The 16,413-nt window shown below is 69.2% G+C and carries 14 protein-coding genes; 6 read left to right on the plus strand and 8 right to left on the minus strand.

What is annotated here, in order from left to right:
* Positions 1-46: 46 nt before the first annotated feature.
* On the minus strand, positions 47-952 hold the full coding sequence (locus ACPYN9_RS12690; protein ID WP_424466899.1) for a hypothetical protein: 906 nt from the start codon (positions 950-952) through the stop codon (positions 47-49).
* Positions 952-2,034, minus strand: coding sequence for a trypsin-like serine peptidase (locus ACPYN9_RS12695; RefSeq protein ID WP_424466900.1), 1,083 nt, complete (start codon positions 2,032-2,034; stop codon positions 952-954). Before ACPYN9_RS12695 ends, ACPYN9_RS12690 begins: the two co-directional genes overlap by 1 nt.
* Before the next feature lie 168 nt (positions 2,035-2,202).
* Between ACPYN9_RS12695 and ACPYN9_RS12700 the strand changes: the two genes are divergently transcribed.
* From ACPYN9_RS12700 to ACPYN9_RS12715, 4 genes are read left to right on the plus strand one after another with little or no spacing between them, the layout of a single operon-like run.
* Positions 2,203-3,309 (plus strand): LLM class flavin-dependent oxidoreductase, encoded by a 1,107-nt coding sequence (locus ACPYN9_RS12700; RefSeq protein WP_424466901.1) that lies wholly within the window; start codon positions 2,203-2,205, stop codon positions 3,307-3,309.
* Positions 3,310-3,312: 3 nt separating this feature from the next.
* Entirely contained in the window at positions 3,313-4,992 is a 1,680-nt protein-coding gene (locus tag ACPYN9_RS12705) for a DUF7059 domain-containing protein (RefSeq protein WP_424466902.1), read from the plus strand.
* A 6-nt stretch (positions 4,993-4,998) separates the two neighbouring features.
* A complete protein-coding gene (locus ACPYN9_RS12710; RefSeq protein ID WP_424466903.1) occupies positions 4,999-6,426 on the plus strand; it encodes a CaiB/BaiF CoA transferase family protein in 1,428 nt (475 codons plus the stop codon).
* Entirely contained in the window at positions 6,423-7,409 is a 987-nt protein-coding gene (locus ACPYN9_RS12715) for a hydroxymethylglutaryl-CoA lyase (protein WP_424466904.1), read from the plus strand. The genes ACPYN9_RS12710 and ACPYN9_RS12715 overlap by 4 nt, the downstream gene beginning before the upstream one ends.
* A 175-nt stretch (positions 7,410-7,584) precedes the next feature.
* Here ACPYN9_RS12715 and ACPYN9_RS12720 read toward each other — a convergent pair whose 3' ends face one another.
* Both ACPYN9_RS12720 and ACPYN9_RS12725 read right to left on the minus strand, forming a co-directional pair.
* A complete protein-coding gene (locus tag ACPYN9_RS12720; RefSeq protein WP_424466905.1) occupies positions 7,585-8,058 on the minus strand; it encodes a DoxX family protein in 474 nt (157 codons plus the stop codon).
* 162 nt (positions 8,059-8,220) lie between these two features.
* Complete coding sequence (locus tag ACPYN9_RS12725) at positions 8,221-8,505, minus strand: hypothetical protein (protein ID WP_424466906.1); 285 nt, start codon at positions 8,503-8,505, stop codon at positions 8,221-8,223.
* A 142-nt stretch (positions 8,506-8,647) separates the two neighbouring features.
* Between ACPYN9_RS12725 and ACPYN9_RS12730 the strand changes: the two genes are divergently transcribed.
* On the plus strand, positions 8,648-9,628 hold the full coding sequence (locus ACPYN9_RS12730) for a diacylglycerol/lipid kinase family protein (RefSeq protein ID WP_424466907.1): 981 nt from the start codon (positions 8,648-8,650) through the stop codon (positions 9,626-9,628).
* On the opposite strand, the gene ACPYN9_RS12735 is transcribed toward ACPYN9_RS12730, so the two are convergent.
* The 3 genes from ACPYN9_RS12735 to ACPYN9_RS12745 form a co-directional block, all read right to left on the minus strand.
* On the minus strand, positions 9,600-10,646 hold the full coding sequence (locus tag ACPYN9_RS12735; protein WP_424466908.1) for a lysostaphin resistance A-like protein: 1,047 nt from the start codon (positions 10,644-10,646) through the stop codon (positions 9,600-9,602). The two genes, ACPYN9_RS12730 and ACPYN9_RS12735, sit on opposite strands and share 29 nt — an antisense overlap.
* A 70-nt stretch (positions 10,647-10,716) precedes the next feature.
* Positions 10,717-11,778, minus strand: a complete 1,062-nt coding sequence (locus ACPYN9_RS12740; protein ID WP_424466909.1) for an aldo/keto reductase — start codon at positions 11,776-11,778, stop codon at positions 10,717-10,719.
* Positions 11,779-11,865: 87 nt separating this feature from the next.
* Positions 11,866-13,320, minus strand: a complete 1,455-nt coding sequence (locus ACPYN9_RS12745; protein WP_424466910.1) for an MFS transporter — start codon at positions 13,318-13,320, stop codon at positions 11,866-11,868.
* Between the two features lie 189 nt (positions 13,321-13,509).
* Here ACPYN9_RS12745 and ACPYN9_RS12750 point away from each other — a divergent pair, with 189 nt between their 5' ends.
* Complete coding sequence (locus tag ACPYN9_RS12750; protein ID WP_424466911.1) at positions 13,510-14,373, plus strand: hypothetical protein; 864 nt, start codon at positions 13,510-13,512, stop codon at positions 14,371-14,373.
* Positions 14,374-14,440: 67 nt separating this feature from the next.
* Here the strand turns inward: ACPYN9_RS12750 and ACPYN9_RS12755 are convergent, their stop codons facing one another.
* Complete coding sequence (locus ACPYN9_RS12755) at positions 14,441-16,066, minus strand: ABC transporter substrate-binding protein (RefSeq protein WP_424466912.1); 1,626 nt, start codon at positions 16,064-16,066, stop codon at positions 14,441-14,443.
* Between the last annotated feature and the right edge of the window lie 347 nt (positions 16,067-16,413).

The following is a 16,413-nucleotide window of genomic DNA, read 5'->3' on the forward strand; positions in this document are numbered from 1 at the left end:
AGCTTGTCTGCTGCTGTTGCTGACGCGTTCATGAGCTCGCCCAGCCTCAGCCGGTTCTCGCCTTCCCGATCGCATCCCAGAAGGTGCTCGCGTCGTCCGCCGAGACGTTGGTCACGTACTGCGGCGCGAGCGACGCGGGGTCGTCCGGCAGGTCTTCCTCGGTTGGCGTTCCGGTGATCTCGAAGCCGAACTGCACCTCCACGTCGAGGGAGGCCGCATCCATCGTGCCGTTGACCTCGATCTTCTGGATGATGCCGTCGGCCCCCACCCACACGTGCAGGGGGAGGAGCGTGCCGAGCTCCTCTTCACTGAGCTGCGCCTTCAGATCGTCGCCCAGGGTGTAGAGGCCGGCTTCCTCGAGCGAGTCGAACGTCACCGCCGACGTGAAGTGCTTGCTGCCGTCAGCGGAGACCTCGAGGTTCTCGGGCAGCTCCTCACCCTTCGTCTCCTTCGACAGCTGCCACGCCTTGACGAGGTTGCACATGAAGATGACAGTGCCGAGGATGCAGGTGCGCTGCGGGTCGCCTGCCCGGTCGAGGTCGCCCATCGGAATGCGGGCCCACGGCGTCGACACGACCGAGGTGTACGCGCTGCCGAAGAGGTAGTAGGTGAACCCGCTGCCGGCGATGTGCACCTCATCGATGGACATGCCTGGCTCGGCCGTCGACTCCTTCGTGACGTACGAGGCACCGACGACGCTCGTCTCGTGCTGGGTGCTGAGCGTCGCCCCGGTGGAGGCCTTGCCGTGCGTGTAGGCGGTGGCCGAGAAGCTCTCGACCGCGGCGAGCCCCTCGACGAGCGAGTCGCCGAGCAGCTCGGCACCGGTATCGGCGTGGTACTCGAGCTTGGCTTCGTGGTTCGCGACGGCCATGGGGGTGGTGGCCGCGCATCCGCTCAACACCAGCCCGACGAGCAGCGCCGTGACCCCTGCGATCGTCCGTTGCACGCGCATCACGAACCCCCGAGCTCGTTGTAGAGCGACAGCGCCGTCTGCCCGAGCACCGAGCCTTCCCAGCGGAACGGCGGGTTGGCGGCAGAAAGCACCGTCGACGACGTCGCGGCAACGTAGCCGGCGCCCACGATCTTGTCGTAGTAGACCAGCCATGCCCCGCCGGATCCGCCGGGAGTCATGCTGCACATGTGGGTGTACCCGCCCGCCGAGCCTTCACGCCACTGGCTCGAGGCGCACATGTACTCCTCAGAGCCGTCGTATGGGCTGGCGCTGGGGTAGCCGACCTGCGTGATCGCCTTGGCTGGAACCCCAAACGCGATGCCCTGGCCACCCGTCACGTCCTGGATGCGCCGCCCGTCTTTCTCCTCCATCACGAGGAACGCGAAGTCGTTGTTCCAGCCTTCGCCGTACACGCCCTGGTCGCCGTAGTTGGCGTTGTCGAGGAAGTGCTGCGGGATGCTGTAGTCGGTCGCCGCCCAGCGCCCGTAGGGCTGCTCGGCGCCATCGCCGCGATCGCCTGGGATGAATACGACATTGCTCGCCACGGCCTTGTTGCTCTCGAAGTCGACGAGACAGTGGGCCGCCGTGACGACGATGTTGCGCTCGCCGGAGTTCACGACGGTCGCCGAGCAGACGGCGAGACCGCTTGCGAACGACATGTAAAGGCGGCCGAAGGTGGATGCGCCCAGCCCGGCGCGGTCAAACGGCACGGCCTCGGAGACATCGCCGTAGCCGTTCGGCGACTCGGCTGCAGGCACCGGGGTCGTCGGGGCGACAAACGCGCCCGTCGCCGGGTCTCCGACACCGACGGTGATGCCGTTGTCTGGCGCGGTGTAGTCGAAACCCTCGGCGTTCTTAAACATGTCTGGGTCGGACCAGAAGTCGTGCGACTCCTGCGGGGACGATTCGAACGAGTCGCGCAGACTGACCGTGCCACCCTCAATGGGAGCGTCGACCGCGTCGTAGCCGTTCGCCGAGGGGACGGCCGTTGCGGTCACCGAGCATCCGGCCAGCAGCATGACCGCCGCGAACGCTCCGAGGCTCGCGAACAGAGCCCGCGGTCGGCGGCGGTGTCGGGTCATGGGTCTCTCCTTCGGCACGCTGGGTCTGCCGTTCTTTGTCATGCTACGCAGGGCCACCGACACTCCGGCCGCGAACTGGCCGAAAACCCAGGTGACGGGGAGTTCTCCCCTGATCGGCGGCGAACGGGCGCAGGAGGGGCAGGGGAACCGAGGAATAGGGGAACACCGGTGCGCGTTGCCCCTGCCATGCCTGGAACGCCGAAGCTCTCCGTGCTCGACCTGATCCCGGTGGCTGAGGGGCAGTCGAGCGCCGACGCGATCGCCGCCTCCCGCCGGCTGGTGCAGCGCGCCGACGAGCTCGGCTACCACCGGTACTGGGTCGCCGAGCACCACAACACGCAGCTCGTCGCCTCGACCACCCCGCCCGTGCTGCTCGCGGCCCTCGGGGCCGGCACCCGGCGCATCCGCCTCGGCTCCGGCGGTGTCATGCTCCCGAACCACGCGCCGTTTGTCGTCGCCGAGCAGTTCGCGGCCCTCGAGTCGCTGTATCCCGGCCGCATCGACCTCGGCCTGGGGCGCGCCCCGGGCACCGACCCCTTCACGGCGGCGGCGCTCCGCCGCGACGTGTCGCGCGAGCGTGTCGACGAGTTCCCGAACGACGTGCTCGAGCTCATGGGGTTCCTCGGCGACGTGCGTGACGAGCACGACCGCGACGTGCTCGCGCGCCTCCGCGTGACGCCCGACGCCGCGACCCACCCGCAGATCTGGCTGCTCGGCTCGAGCCTCTATGGGGCGGAGCTCGCGGCAGCCTACGGCCTGCCCTACACGTTCGCGCACCACTTCGCGATGCACGCCGACCCGAAGGCCGCCGCCGACCACTACCGCGAGCACTTCGTGCCGTCGCCGGTGCTGAGCGAGCCCTACTTCATGGTGTCGGTGTCGGCGATCGCTGCCGAGACGGCGGACGAGGCGACGCGTCTCGCGCTGCCGAGCCGCGCCGCCATGCACCAGATTCGCTTCGGCAGGCCCACCCGTGTCCTCTCGCCAGAGGGCGCCGCGGCCTACGCGAACCGCATCCAGGACCGCTCGCTGTACGACGCGACGACCGGAACGCAGCTGGTCGGTACGGCGACCACGGTGGCGGAGGGCATCGACCGGCTCATCGAGCGCACGGGTGCCGACGAGGTGATCCTCGCCGCGACGACGCACGACGTGGAGGTGCGCCTCCGCACGATCGAGGCCCTCGCACAGCTGCGCGACCCCGCAGCCTGGGCCCCACGCGCCCCTGAGACGCTGGCGACGCACGCGACTGTCGGTGCACATCCGCATAATTGACGGGTGACTTCCCACGCGCGCCATGCCATTCCCGCCTCCGCCGCAGACGCCTTCTCGTTCGACGACCCGAGCGACGCCCCAGACAGCACCGACGAGGCGCTGCTCCGCGCGCTCGCGGTGACGTTCGGGGAGGTGGGGTTCACGGTCGACGGCGTCGAGTCGCGGCTGGGCGCCGAGGCGGCGGATGCGCTGCATCGCGACCTGCTCGAGCCCGCGTCGTTCGCCCTCTCGCGCGAGCCCGACGACGCGCTGTCGGCGCTTATCCGCCTGTTCGTGCTGGCAGAGCCGGTCGAGGCGAGCGACGTGCCCTCCCTCGAGGAGCTGCTCGCAGCGCGCCTCGTCGAGCGCCTCCCACGCCCATCGGCGACGGATGCGCCCGGCGACGCGTCTGGTGAGCACCTGGCGGAGGAGCTGATCGCGGCGCTCGTCGACGTTCGGCCCTACGCGAGCGAAGGTGTGAACGGCAGCGTCGAGATGTGGGTGGCCTCCGATCTCGGGGGTGTGCAGCTCGGCCGCGACCGGCCGCTGCGACGCGATCACGTGGTCGGCATCGGCCCGGCGACGACCCTGCTCGCGCAGCTCACCCCAAGAGAGCCGGTGGCGCGTGCGCTCGACCTCGGCGTCGGCATGGGCGTGCAGACGATGCACCTGCTCGCGCACACGCGCCACGTCGTCGCGACCGACATCTCGGAGCGCGCCCTCGCGTTCGCGAAGTTCAACCTGCTGCTCAACGCGGTCGCGCTCGGCATCGCGCCAGGCGGCCTTGACGACCGCGTGAGTCTGCGACTGGGCAACATGCTTGAGCCGGTCGCCGGCGAGCAGTTCGACCTGTTTGTCTCGAACCCTCCCTTTGTCATCACGCCCCGCCGCGACGGCGAAGCGGGCAGCGACCAGTACACGTATCGCGACGGCGGCAAGCCCGGCGACAGCATCGTCGAAGGGCTCGTGCGCGAGCTCGGCACGGTGCTGGCCCCCGGTGGGGTTGCCTGCATGCTGGGGAACTGGGAGGTGCGAGCCGGCGACGCCACCTGGCACTCGCGCCTCGAGACCTGGCCGGCAGACGACGTCGACCTCTGGGTCGTGCAGCGGGAAGACGCGACGCCCGTCGAGTACGCCGACATGTGGCTGAAGGATGCGGCAGAGAACGCGGAGCTTTCGAGCTGGCAGCAGGCGTTCCGTCGTTACCTGCAGGACTTCGCGAGCCGAGACGTTGAGCGCATCGGCATGGGCATGTTCTTCCTGCGTCGCACCCACCAGGGCGCGGTCGGGGGTCCGCTGCGCCGCTTTGAGCACCTCACGCACGCGCTCGGGCACCCGTTGGCCGAGCACATCCGCGACGGCTTTGAGGCCGTCACGTGGCTGCGCGGCTTGGACGACGCGGCCCTCTTCGACGAGCCGCTGGTCGTCGCCGGCGACGTCACCGAGGAGCGCCACTCGCGGCCAGGCGACGAGGACCCGAGCATCATCATGCTCCGGCAGGGTGCGGGGTTCCGTCGCACGATGTCGATGTCGACCGAGCTCACCGGCTTCGTGTCGGTGTGTGACGGCGAACTCGTGGGCTCGCAGATCGTCACGGCGATTGCCTCGCTCGTCGACGTCGAGGAAGAGGCGTTGCGCGCGAGCCTCGTCCCCGACGTCCGCGAGCTCGTCGCGCTCGGCTTCCTCGAGCCACGCTGGCGGTAGGCGCTCATGAGCCCGGCAGGTCGCATCGCCCCGCTTGACGGGGTCAGGGTGCTTGAGCTCGGCAACTTCATCGCGGCCCCGACGGCTGGGCGGATGCTCGCCGACTTCGGCGCCGAGGTCATCAAGGTCGAGCGACCCGGCACTGGCGACGAGCTGCGGTCCTGGCGCCTGCATCCCGGCTCGACGACCTCGATGCTGTTCCACACCATCAACCGCAACAAGAAGTCGATCACGCTCGACCTGCGAACCGACGAGGGCCGGGATGCGGTGCGGGCGCTCGCCGCCGACTGCGACGTGATCCTCGAGAACTTCCGACCGGGAACGATCGAACGGTGGGGCATTGGCCCCGAAATCCTCAACGAGGCCAACCCGGAGATCGTGATCGGACGCATCTCCGCGTTCGGGCAGACCGGTCCGCTTTCGAGCAGACCCGGGTTCGCGGCCATCGCCGAGGCGATGGGCGGTTTCAGGAACCTGGTCGGGGATCCCGACCGGGCACCGGTTCGCGTGGGCGTCTCGATCGGCGATTCGATCGCTGGGGTCTACGCCGCCTACGGGGTCATGATGGCGATGTTCCAGCGCGAGCGGCGGCGCGGCGCGGGACTCGGACCGGCGCCTCTCGTCGAACGTGTCATCGACGTGGCACTCAACGAGGCGATGTTCTCGATGATGGAGTCGCTGATCCCCGACTACCAGGCACACGGAGTGGTCCGGGAGCGGGTCGGCGGCCGCATCGAGGGCATCGCACCGACGAACGCCTACGTCTGCCGCGACGGGAAGAGCGTCGTCATCGCGGGCAACGCCGACGCCATCTTCCACCGGCTCATGGGCATCATCGGGCGGCCCGATCTTGCGGACGACCCGGGGCTCGCGACCAACAACCTGCGCTGGGATCGTCGAGACGAGCTCGACGCGGCGATTGGCACCTGGACCGCGACGCTCACCGCCGACGAGGTGCTCGATGTCCTCGATGAGGCAGGGGTTCCCTCCGGCCCCATCTACACGGCCGCCGACATCAGCGAGAGCCCGCAGTACGCGGCGCGCGACATGATCCAGAAGTTCGACGTCGCCGACGGCGACGTGACGCACGAAGGGGTCGGCTTCCCCGGCATCGTGCCCGTGCTCGGCCCGGCATCGCTGCCGATTCGCACGCTCGCGCCGCAGCTCGGCGCCGACACGGCGGCAGTGCTCGCCGCCTACCTCGGCGCAACGAGCGACGCTGTACCGGACGGCCGTGCGGCAGATGACGCCGAGACGAGCGACCGCGCGCCGAGCGCCCGTGCCATGGACGACCCCGAGACGAGTAGCCCCGCGTCGACCAACCTGGCGTCGGCGAACCCCGCGTCGACCGATCCGGCGTCGACCAACCTGGCGTCGACCGACCCGGAGTCGACCGACCCGGCGTCGACCAACCCGGCACCGGAGACACGATGACGCCCTCGCCCGCACCGTCGACCTCGCAGACGAGCCCGAGCGCGCCGGCACCGCGCCAGCCTTCGCTCGCCGCCGCGCGGCTCCGCGACGTGACGCTCCGCGATGGCCTGCAGCTCACGGGGCGGATGCTGTCGGCCGAGCGCAAGGTCGCGCTCGCCCGCGAGCTGTTCGCGGCGGGCGTGCCGGAGCTCGAGGTCGGGTCGATGGCGAGGGGTGACCTCGTGCCACCGATGGCAAACACCCTTGAGGTGCTGCAGGCACTCACCCCTGAGGAGCTGCAGCGCAGCTGGGTGTGGGTCGCCACCCCAAGGCACGTCGAGAAGGCCGCCGCCGCGGGCGCACGTAACTTCCAGTACTGCTTCTCCGCGTCGGACGCTCACAATCAGGCCAACATCGGTCGGAGCACCGAGGCGAGCATCGCGGCCATGCCCGACGCCGTCGCGCTCGCCCAGCAGGCCGGCGGGCGCATCCAGCTCTGCATCGCCACGTCGTTCACGTGCCCGTTCGACGGGCCCGTCAACCCCGACCGGGTCATCGAGATCGCGAACGACCCGCGCACCGCGGGCGCCGCCGACATCGTCATCTGCGACACCCTCGGTCAGGCCCACCCGGGAGAGGTGCACGCCCTCGTCGCGCGGGTCGTCGCCGAGACGCCCCGGCGCGACGTCGTCTTTCACGGTCACGACACCTGGGGTGCCGGCGTCTCGAACGCGCTGGCCGCCGTCCTCGCGGGAGCGGTCGTCGTCGACGGAGCCCTCGGCGGGCTGGGTGGGTGCCCGTTTGCGCCCGGCGCGAGTGGCAACACGGCGACCGAAGACCTGCTCTTCGCAATGCGCCCCGACTGGCTCACCCCCGCCGCGTTCGCGAGCATCGTGCGCGCATCCGAGGCGCTGCTCACCGAGCTCGGCGAGCCGAACCGGTCGAAAGCGCGGCAGGGGGCGAGGTCGAAGGCCCCAGCGTTCGAATGGGTGCTGCCAAGCTGACACAGCCGCTCGCGTGCCTGCGCTCCCGCTTCGCTCGAGCGCTGGCGCTCCTGCTTCGCCGGGCGCATCCGATCCACACGGGAAACGCGGGTTCGTTCGCGATCGAACCTTCATCTTCCGCGTGGATGCGGGGTGTCGGATGCGCGGAGCGGCGAGCGGCGCTGCGTCTCGATGCTTACCGGGTTTCGTGGGCTCGCCTGAAGCCAAACGGCGTCATCAGCTCGCGGCGGTCGCGCCACGCGGCGGTCGACCAGAGCGCCACCGCGATGAGCAGCACCTGTAAGGGCAGGCGGATGAGGCGGGCCGCGTCGGTGTCGAGGCCGAACGCGTCCGTGCCGGTCACGTACTGCGAGATGTTGCCAGGGAACACGGCCACGAAGAACGCCGCAACAACGAAGCCGACGGCCACGCGCCACCGCCACGCCGCGATGAGCGCCAGCCCCAGCAGCACCTCGACTACCCCCGACGCCACCACGACGAAGTCGGCGTTGGGCGGCAGCCACGTCGGCACCTGGGCCTGGAACTCAGCTCGCGCGAACGTGAGGTGTGCCGCCCCGGCGAACACGAGGAAGAGGCCGAGGAGCACCCGCGCGACGGTTCGCGGCAACGAGGTTCGCGGGGTGGTCCGTGCGGGTTCTGCGGGAGACATGCGACCAGTTTGCGGCCTCGACCCGTGTGCCCGGCGAACGGGGAGAAGAGCTGAGACGCCGTGACGCCGTGACGCTGAGACGCCGTGACGCCGTGACGCCGTGACGCCGCGACGCCGCGACCCCGCGACCCCGCGACGCCGCGACGCCGTGACCCCGTCGCGTCAGGCTGGGGTCTCGGCTCCGCAGTTCAGGCACTGCGAGACGCGGCTCTTGGAGAACCGGAAGAGGGGCACGAAGAACAGCGTGAAGCGGTTGCTGCGCTCGATCGTTCGCTGCAGTGCCTGGACGTTGCAGAAGCGGCAGACCGCGGAGCCGGATGCGACGATGCGTTCCTGGGGGCGGGTGCCGAAGATCAGCAGCATGGGGCTCCTCGTGGTGACGTGCTCGCCGAGATGGCGCAGGCGACGACCGTACGCGCCCGTCCTGGTGGTTGCCCACGAGGTCAAGGGGCAACGAGGTTCTCCTGCGTGGCCGCACACTGAAGTGGATGTGCGTGGGTCACTCGGCGGCGGTTGCGCCCGGGGCGTCTGTCATGTCTGCCGCACGGAGCGCATCCGCGGGGCTGATCGCCGAGCTGATGAGGACAAGATGACGAGTGACCGTGCGACGCAGATCGCAGGAGTCGTGTACAACCCGATCAAGGTCGAGCTGGATGTGCTGAAAGCGGCCGTGGCCGCCGAGGCGAGCGCCGCAGGGTGGGGTGAGACGCTCTGGTTCGAGACCTCCGAGGACGACCCTGGCCAGGAGGCGACGGCGCGGGCGCTCGACGCTGACGTCGACGTCATCATCGCCGCGGGCGGCGACGGCACGGTGCGGGCTGTAGCTGAGGCGGTCCGAGGCCATGCAACTCCGGTGGCGCTCCTGCCCTCCGGCACGGGGAACCTGCTGGCGAGGAACCTGAAGTTGACGCTCGACGACCTGCCCGGATCTGTCGGATCGGCGTTCACGGGCGACGACCGAGCCATCGACCTTGGTGTCATCGACATCGAGCGTGCCGACGGATCGCGTGACGAGCACGTCTTCGTGGTGATGGCAGGGCTCGGGATGGACGCGAAGATGATCACGAACACCGACGAGGACCTGAAGAAGAAGGCCGGATGGGCCGCCTACGTGACGGCCATCATCGCGTCGCTGCGTGACCCGGACGAACTGCACCTGCGCTTCCAGCTCGACGGCGGAAGGCCGAAGCGCGCGACGATGCACACGCTCATCCTCGGCAACTGCGGCTCACTGCCTGCGAACATCCTGCTGCTGCCCGACGCCGTCGTCGATGACGGCCGATTCGACGTCATGATGATGCGGCCCGGAAGCGCCCTCGGGTGGGTCCGCGTCTGGGTGAAGATCGCGTGGACCAACGGGGTCCTCCGCCGCAGCAAGGCAGGTGCCGCGCTCGCGGGTGAACGCCGCAACGACGGTGACCTCCGCTACGAAACGGGCACCCGGTTCGTGGCGCGCCTCTCGAGACCGGAGGAGATTGAGCTCGACGGCGACAGCTTCGGCACCGCCGTGGCGTTCAACGCCTGGCTGGATGCAGGGGCGCTTACTGTCCGCGTGCCTCGGGAGGCGTGAGCCGCGGGTCTCGCGGCGTTGCATCGGCGGCCGCCCGGCGCGGGGGCGCGAATTGCTTCGTCGCGAAGAGCACCCCGACGAGGATGAGGGGCACGATCCAGCCGGTCCAGCCGAGGATCGTCGCCTGCGTGGTGTCGACGCGCTCACCGGCCGCCGCGAACAGCAGGTAGGACCCGGCGGCCGCGTTGAAGGCGCCGTGCGCGAGCGCCGCGGGCCACACCGACTCCGAGCGGATGCGCAGCCACGCGAAGACCGCCCCGACCAGGATGCACATCCCGGTCATCATGGTCAGCCCGAGCCAGCCGGGCGCATCCACATAATTGTAGCCGAGCAGGATGAGGGGCGCGTGCCAGAGGCCCCAGATGACGCCGGAGATGAGGAGCGCGGGAACGGTGCCGAGCCGCAGGAGCTTCGGGAGCAACCAGCCGCGCCACCCCAGTTCCTCGCCGAGTGCCGGGATGAGGTTGAGGAAGGCGCCGAGCGGGATGCTCGCGAGCTGCAGGACGACGAGCACGGCGATCGGTATGGGGAGCTGAAGGTCGCCGACCCCCTCAGCGGCGAGTTGCTCGTCGAGCATGGCCTGGAAGCCCGAGAAGTTCACGAGGTCCATCGGGTAGACGCCGAAGAGCGCGCCGACCGGCAGGGCGGCGAACACGATCGCGACAGGCACGCCGAGGGCGAGCGCGAGGTAGCCGATGAGCCGGCTCGCTGGCTTCAACGGCAGCACGCCGAGCGTCTGCCACGGCCGCGCGGGCCGCTCGACCGCGAAGACCGCGACGAGCGCGGCCACGGCCGGCGTCATCATCATGGCGATGGAGATGGCCGGGAACCAGGGATGCGCGAGGCCCTCGCCGAGCCAGAGCGGCAGCGTCACGAGCCACGGCAGGCCGAAGGCCAGCGCGAAGAAGACTCCGAGCGCCGCCGTCTCCCTGCCGGTCGTGGACTTCCCCCTGCCCGTCGTGGAACGATCGCTCGCCGGAAGGGTGGTGGGGGAGGTTTGCGGGGTCGGCTGCACCATTTCACCCTCTCGTTGCGGCGCCCCTGCTGTCAACGACGCGAGGCGGTGGATGTGGGGCGCCCGCGTCGGGTCAGGAGGCCGCGAGCTGAGCTTCTTCGCGGCCCTGCGACGTCCACGCTGGGTCTGCGGAGCGGTGCCCCACGACTCGCTCGCCGAGCGCATCCAGCACCGCAAGCTGGTCGGCGGTGAGCGTGAGGCCGATCGCACGGAGGTTCTCGTCGACGCGTTGCGGGCTGCGGGTTCCGGGGATCGGCGAGACGCGCACGCCGATTTCGGCTGACTTAGCGTAGACCCACGCGATGGCGACCTCGGCGACCGAGACATGACGCCCGTGCTGCTCGCTGAACTGCGTCGCGACGGCTGCGACCTCGCCGGCCAGCGCGCGGTTGGTGGGCAGGTGCTCGGGGAAGAAGCGCGGGAAGTTGGCGCGCACGTTGGGGGCCGTAGCCTCGAGCTCGGCCCAGGAGTCGGTGAGCAGGCCGCGGCTGACGGGGGAGTACGGCACGAAGCCGGCCCCCACCTCGCGGATGGCGGGGAGGACGTGCGCCTCGAGGTCGCGGCTGAAGATGCTGTACTCGCTCTGCACGGCGGCGATCGGGTGCACGGCGGCGGCGCGGATGATCTCGGCGCCCGTCGGCTCGCTCAGTCCAATGTGGCGCACCTTGCCCTCCGCAACGAGCTCGGCGACGAACCCGATCGTCTCCTCGATGGGCACGTTCGGGTCGACGCGGTGCTGGTAGTAGAGGTCGATGTAGTCGGTGCCGAGCCGCTTGAGCGACAGGTCGACCTGCTCGCGCACGTGCGCGCGGTCACCTCGCACACCGCGCTTGCCGACGCCGTCGCCCTTTGTGATGCCGAACTTGGTGGCCAGCTGGATGCGCTCCCGCTGCGACGGGAAGAGTTTCGCGATGGTTCGCTCGCTGCGGCCGTCGCCGTAGATGTTGGCCGTGTCGATGAACGTGATGCCCGCATCTACCGCATGCTGCAGCGTGCGCAGCGCCTGCTCGTCGTCGATCGGGCCGTAGGCATCGCTGAGGCTCATCGCGCCATAGCCCTGCACGGTCGTGACGAGTCCATCGCCAAGGAGGGTCGTGGGGAGCTTGGCGGTGGTGCTGGCGGGTTCGTGCGTCATGGAAGTAAGTCTGGTTCGGGCCACCGACATTCCGCCAGCGCGCCTGGCCCAGGGGGTAACACTCGGGATCGCTTCGCGCGCATCCCGCTACGCGCTCGCCTGCCTCACCTTGCTCGGCACGGGCAGCATCATGAGGAAGCCCACGAAGAGCACGATGCCGATGCCGATGATGCCCATCTTCGGGTTGCCGGAGAGGAACACGAAGAGGCTGAAGAGCGCGGGCGTGATGAAGCTCGCGACGCGGTTTGTCGTCGCGTACAGGCCGAACAGCTCGCCCTCGCGGCCCGGAGGCGTCGCGCGCGACAGGTAGGAGCGGCTCGCGGCCTGCGCCGGCCCGACGAAGAGGCAGAGCGCGATGCCGAAGATCCAGAACACGGTCTGCTCCGATGGCAGGAAAAGCAGCACGACCGAGAACGCGGTGAGTGACACCAGCGACGCCATGATGACGAGCTTCGGGCCGAACCGGTCGTCGAACCAGCCGGCGGCGAGCGTGCCGAGCCCGGCGACGAGGTTCGCCGCGACCGCGAAGTAGATGACCTCGCTCGGCGCGAAGCCGTACACCTGCGCTGCCAGGATCGCGCCGAAGGCGAAGATCGCCTGCAGTCCGTCACGGAACACGGCGCTCGCGGCGAGGAACAGCAACAACCTCGGGTCGCTTTTCGCGAGGCGTCCGATGAGTCGGAACAGGATGCCGTACGAGGCGAGGAACCCGACCTTCGGCCGGTCCGCGTCCTTCGGGATCTCCGGCACCCTGAACATGATGGGCAGTGCGAAGACCACGTACCAGACGGCCGCGAGGACGATGGCGAAACGGATATCGAGCGCACCCCCATCCGCCCCGCTCGGCACCTGGAGCACGCCGTTTCGACCCTCGACGCCGAACGACTGGATGAACAGCACCAGCAACAGCACGAGCAGCACGATGCTGCCGAGGTACCCGAGGCCCCAGCCGATGCCCGAGATGCGGCCGACGTTCTTGGGCGTGGAGACCTGCGAGAGCATGGCGTTGTAGTTGACGCCGCTCAGCTCGGCGAAGATCGTGCCGACGGCGAGCAGCAGCGCGCCCCAGAAGAGGTACTCCTCGCCCGGCTGGATGAAGAACATCGCCAGCATGATGACGACCGTGATGCCGGTGAAGATGCCGAGCCACAGCTTGCGTTTGCCGGAGCCATCGGAACGCTGGCCGAGCACCGGGGCGATGAGGGCGACGAGCAGGCCGGCGACCGTGCTCAGATTTGCGATGACGTTCGTGGATGCGGCTTGCGCGGCCAGGTACTGCGGGTCGAGCGGGTTCGCGTCGCCGAGCGCGGCGATCTGCGGGTCGATGAAGAGGTCGCTCGCCAGGTAAGTGGCGAAGACGAACGTGACGACGACCGCCTGGAACGCCGAGTTGCCGACATCCCAGAGGGCCCACGCGGTCGCCCGCCGCTTCAGCTCCTTCGGCGTGACCGCCGTCCCGCCGTCGACGGTTTCGACTCTGCCGCTCGGAGTCGGGTGGCTGGGGGAGGGAGCGCCGTCGTCGGCGCGGCCAGGAGATGCCATGCGCGGATTCTATGTGCGTGAGGCGGCGCGGAGGCGAACGGCCCCGCCGTCGACGTTTGCCGGCCGTTCTCCTGGCGTCAACCGCGCAGTGGCGTGCGCGTGGCACCGTTAGGTGGGAAGACGTCGCTCCGACAGCGTGCGCGGGCAGTGGCCGGGACGTTGGAGCGGAAGCAGAAAGTCGGTGGATGCATGAGGCTCAGGACCCGAGTGTGGCTCGCCGCTCTCGTCGTAGCGCTCGTCGCGATGCTGCTCGCCGTTGGCACCTTGTTCAGCTGGATGGTGAACGAGACGCACTTCGACCGCCCGACGGCCGAGTTTGACGCGTTCGCGGAGCAGGTCGACGAGCTGCCCGGCGTCGGTGAGGTGAAGCATGAGCGCTGGGTTGAGGCGCCCCTGTTCGTCGACCCGATCTCCTGGGTCGGGTTGAGCGTCGATCGAGAACACCTTGGCACGCTGCTCGGCGACCTCTGCGCCTCGGCCTATCCCAGTGCCGTGAGCTGGTCGATCCGGGTCGCGACCGAGGCGGGCGGGGTCATCTCGCTGCACAGCGAGACCGATTCCTCCAGGCGCGCCCTCACCGCCGACGCGTGCCCGACGTTCGGATTCGAAGCCGAGCCGCTTGTCGACGAGCTCGCCGAGCTCGCGCCGGCTCTATCCGTGCAGCCCGCGATCTGGGAGGACGGCCGCTTCGCGCTCGTCTCGCTCGACGACGCACCGTCCGGGTACGCGCACCTGCTGCCCTTGGTGCAGCATTCGACGCGACTGCTGCTCGCGGCGGGGCTCGATGCGACCCGAACGGTCGAGCTCAACTCGACGCGGCTTGGCGCGACGATCCTTCCCGGCCAGCAGGCCGCCTACGTCGACCTGCTGACCGAGCTCGCCGACGAGCACGAGGTGACCAGCTTCTGGGCCGACGGGGGCGGCACGCCGGTCGACGGCGTCGATCGGGTCCACGTCATCGCACCCGCCGCCCACCGCACGCCGATCGAAGACGCGATCCGCGCATCCGGTCTGCACATCGCCGACTTCCCGGTCGAGTTCCACGACCCGTGAGGTGCTCGGGATGCGCGGCGGAGAGCGTCCGAGGACGGTTCGCCGTGTGAGCGCCCGGCCCCCGCGCCTACCGGTCGAGCCAGGTGTCGTAGAAGTACGGGCGTCCCACGGCGTTGGTCTGGATGCCCAGCACGTCCGCGCTCGTCACAAACACCTGGTAGTTGTCGACGAGCGGAATCGTGTAGGCCTCGTCGATGACGGTCTGCTGCACCTCGGCGAGGTTCGCCGCCCGCTCTTCGGTGCCGTTCGCGGTCTGCGTGACGCCCAAGAGTTGCTCCTCGAGTTCGCCGTTCTCGAGCTGGAACTGGTTGGTGAAGTCCTGGCCCCAGTACTGGCGCAGGGTCGTCGCGTCGAGGAACGAGTTGGCGACGGGGAAGATCGGCGTGCCGCCCGCGGCGAAGACGTCGCTGTAGGTGCTCGCGTCCGACTGGCGGATCTCGAGTTCGATACCAATCGCCTTCAGCTGCTGCTTGGCGAGCTCGAGGATCTGGTTGGAGCCGTTCACGAACGGCGACGTGTAGGCGGGGATCGTGAGGCGCGTGCCGTTCTTGTTGCGGTAGCCATCGCCGTCCAGCTCGGTCCAGCCGGAGTCGTCGAGGAGCTGGTTGGAGAGATCCTGATCGAACGCGAGGTGCTCGCTCAGGTCGACCCACCCTGGCGTGGCGGCCTGCACTGAGGAGGTGGCCGGTTTCCAGTTGGCGTTGTAGACGGTGTCGACGATCTCCTCGCGGTTCACGCCATGCTGAATGGCTTGGCGCACGTTGACATCATCCGTGATCTCGGCGGTGGGCCGTAGGACGAAGTTGATGGGGGTGCCGAGGTACTCGCCGTAGATGACGTTGAAGCCGTCGTCGATGAGGCGCTGCTCTTCGCTCGGCTGCACGAAGTGCACGGAGTCGACCTGGCCGGCCTCGAGCGCTCCCTGCCGAGCCGAGTCCTCCTCGAGCACGTTGAAGGTGATCGAGTCGAGGTAGGCGGGGCCCTCGTGGTCGAACGCCTCGCTCGCCCAGTTGTAGTCGTCGCGCTTCGTGACGACGATCTCGCGTTCCGGCACCTGAGATTCGAAGACGAACGGTCCGGTGCCGACGACGTTCTCGAGTTTCGACTGCTCCTCGAGCGGCAGGTCGATGGTGCGCTCGCCGAGGATGCCGGCCGCGAAGAACCCGAGGCTCGGGATGAACCCGCGGTTCGGTGCGCTGAGGGTCACGAGCACGGTCGTGTCGTCGACGGCCTCGGCGCTCGCGAACTCGCCCGGCACGATCGGGGATCGTGGGATGCCCTTGCTCTCGTCGCCGAGGCCGAGCACCTCGAGGTTCTTGGCGACGACGTCGGCGGTCAGCGCCGTGCCATCCGAGAAGGTGACGTCGTCGCGCAGCTTCAGCGTGTACTGAAGTCCGTCGTCGCTCTCCTCCCACGACTCGGCGAGCCACGGGTGCACCTCGCCGGCGTTGTCGACGTACACGAGGGTCTCCACCAGCTGGGTCCACACCTGGCTCTTGTGCCAGTTGTTGGACTGCTGTTGCTGCCAGCCGTCGGCGATCGCTGTCACGGCGTGCACGAGGTCGCCGCCGGCGACGGGGGTCTCGGACCCGGCGCTTGCGGTGCTCTGCCCAGTGGCGCATCCGCTGAGGAGGAGAGAGGTGAGTGCGGCGCCGATGACGGCGGCGGAAATGGTGGAGCGGCGTCTGAACATGGCTGTCCTGTCGTAGGAGGATGCGCGGGGAGGCGCGGGGAGGCGCTGCGGGGGCACGCCGGGTGCGGCGGCTGGCGAGAGCGTGTCAGGAAGCTCAGGCGGCGTCCAGGAACCGCGTCACAAAGGCGACGTGCCTGAAGTCACGTGACTCGGCGTGCGGGTACGTTGCGCCGCATGACATCGACATGAGCTTCAGGACATCGACAAGACTTGAGTCGCTCTCACTCAACTCTCAGGCGCTGAGCTTGACTCGCACCTGGTGCTGAGTAAACTTGAGCGCAGACGGCTCAGGTCTGTCCGCCCCGATTGTCGGGAGTTCGGGCCCTGGGCCGACGAAGACTCACACA

The sequence above is a fragment of the Pseudoclavibacter helvolus genome, from assembly GCF_049707175.1.
Taxonomy (GTDB): domain Bacteria; phylum Actinomycetota; class Actinomycetes; order Actinomycetales; family Microbacteriaceae; genus Pseudoclavibacter; species Pseudoclavibacter helvolus_A.

What these genes read in the sequence shown, in the direction of transcription:
- ACPYN9_RS12710 (WP_424466903.1), top strand. Translation starts at nt 4,999, where the DNA reads ATGAGCCCGGCAGGTCGCATCGCCCCGCTTGACGGGGTCAGGGTGCTT.
- ACPYN9_RS12755 (WP_424466912.1), bottom strand. Translation starts at nt 16,066, where the DNA reads ATGTTCAGACGCCGCTCCACCATTTCCGCCGCCGTCATCGGCGCCGCA.
- ACPYN9_RS12715 (WP_424466904.1), top strand. Translation starts at nt 6,423, where the DNA reads ATGACGCCCTCGCCCGCACCGTCGACCTCGCAGACGAGCCCGAGCGCG.
- ACPYN9_RS12695 (WP_424466900.1), bottom strand. Translation starts at nt 2,034, where the DNA reads ATGACCCGACACCGCCGCCGACCGCGGGCTCTGTTCGCGAGCCTCGGA.
- ACPYN9_RS12750 (WP_424466911.1), top strand. Translation starts at nt 13,510, where the DNA reads ATGAGGCTCAGGACCCGAGTGTGGCTCGCCGCTCTCGTCGTAGCGCTC.
- ACPYN9_RS12730 (WP_424466907.1), top strand. Translation starts at nt 8,648, where the DNA reads ATGACGAGTGACCGTGCGACGCAGATCGCAGGAGTCGTGTACAACCCG.
- ACPYN9_RS12690 (WP_424466899.1), bottom strand. Translation starts at nt 952, where the DNA reads ATGCGCGTGCAACGGACGATCGCAGGGGTCACGGCGCTGCTCGTCGGG.
- ACPYN9_RS12745 (WP_424466910.1), bottom strand. Translation starts at nt 13,320, where the DNA reads ATGGCATCTCCTGGCCGCGCCGACGACGGCGCTCCCTCCCCCAGCCAC.
- ACPYN9_RS12720 (WP_424466905.1), bottom strand. Translation starts at nt 8,058, where the DNA reads ATGTCTCCCGCAGAACCCGCACGGACCACCCCGCGAACCTCGTTGCCG.
- ACPYN9_RS12740 (WP_424466909.1), bottom strand. Translation starts at nt 11,778, where the DNA reads ATGACGCACGAACCCGCCAGCACCACCGCCAAGCTCCCCACGACCCTC.
- ACPYN9_RS12735 (WP_424466908.1), bottom strand. Translation starts at nt 10,646, where the DNA reads ATGGTGCAGCCGACCCCGCAAACCTCCCCCACCACCCTTCCGGCGAGC.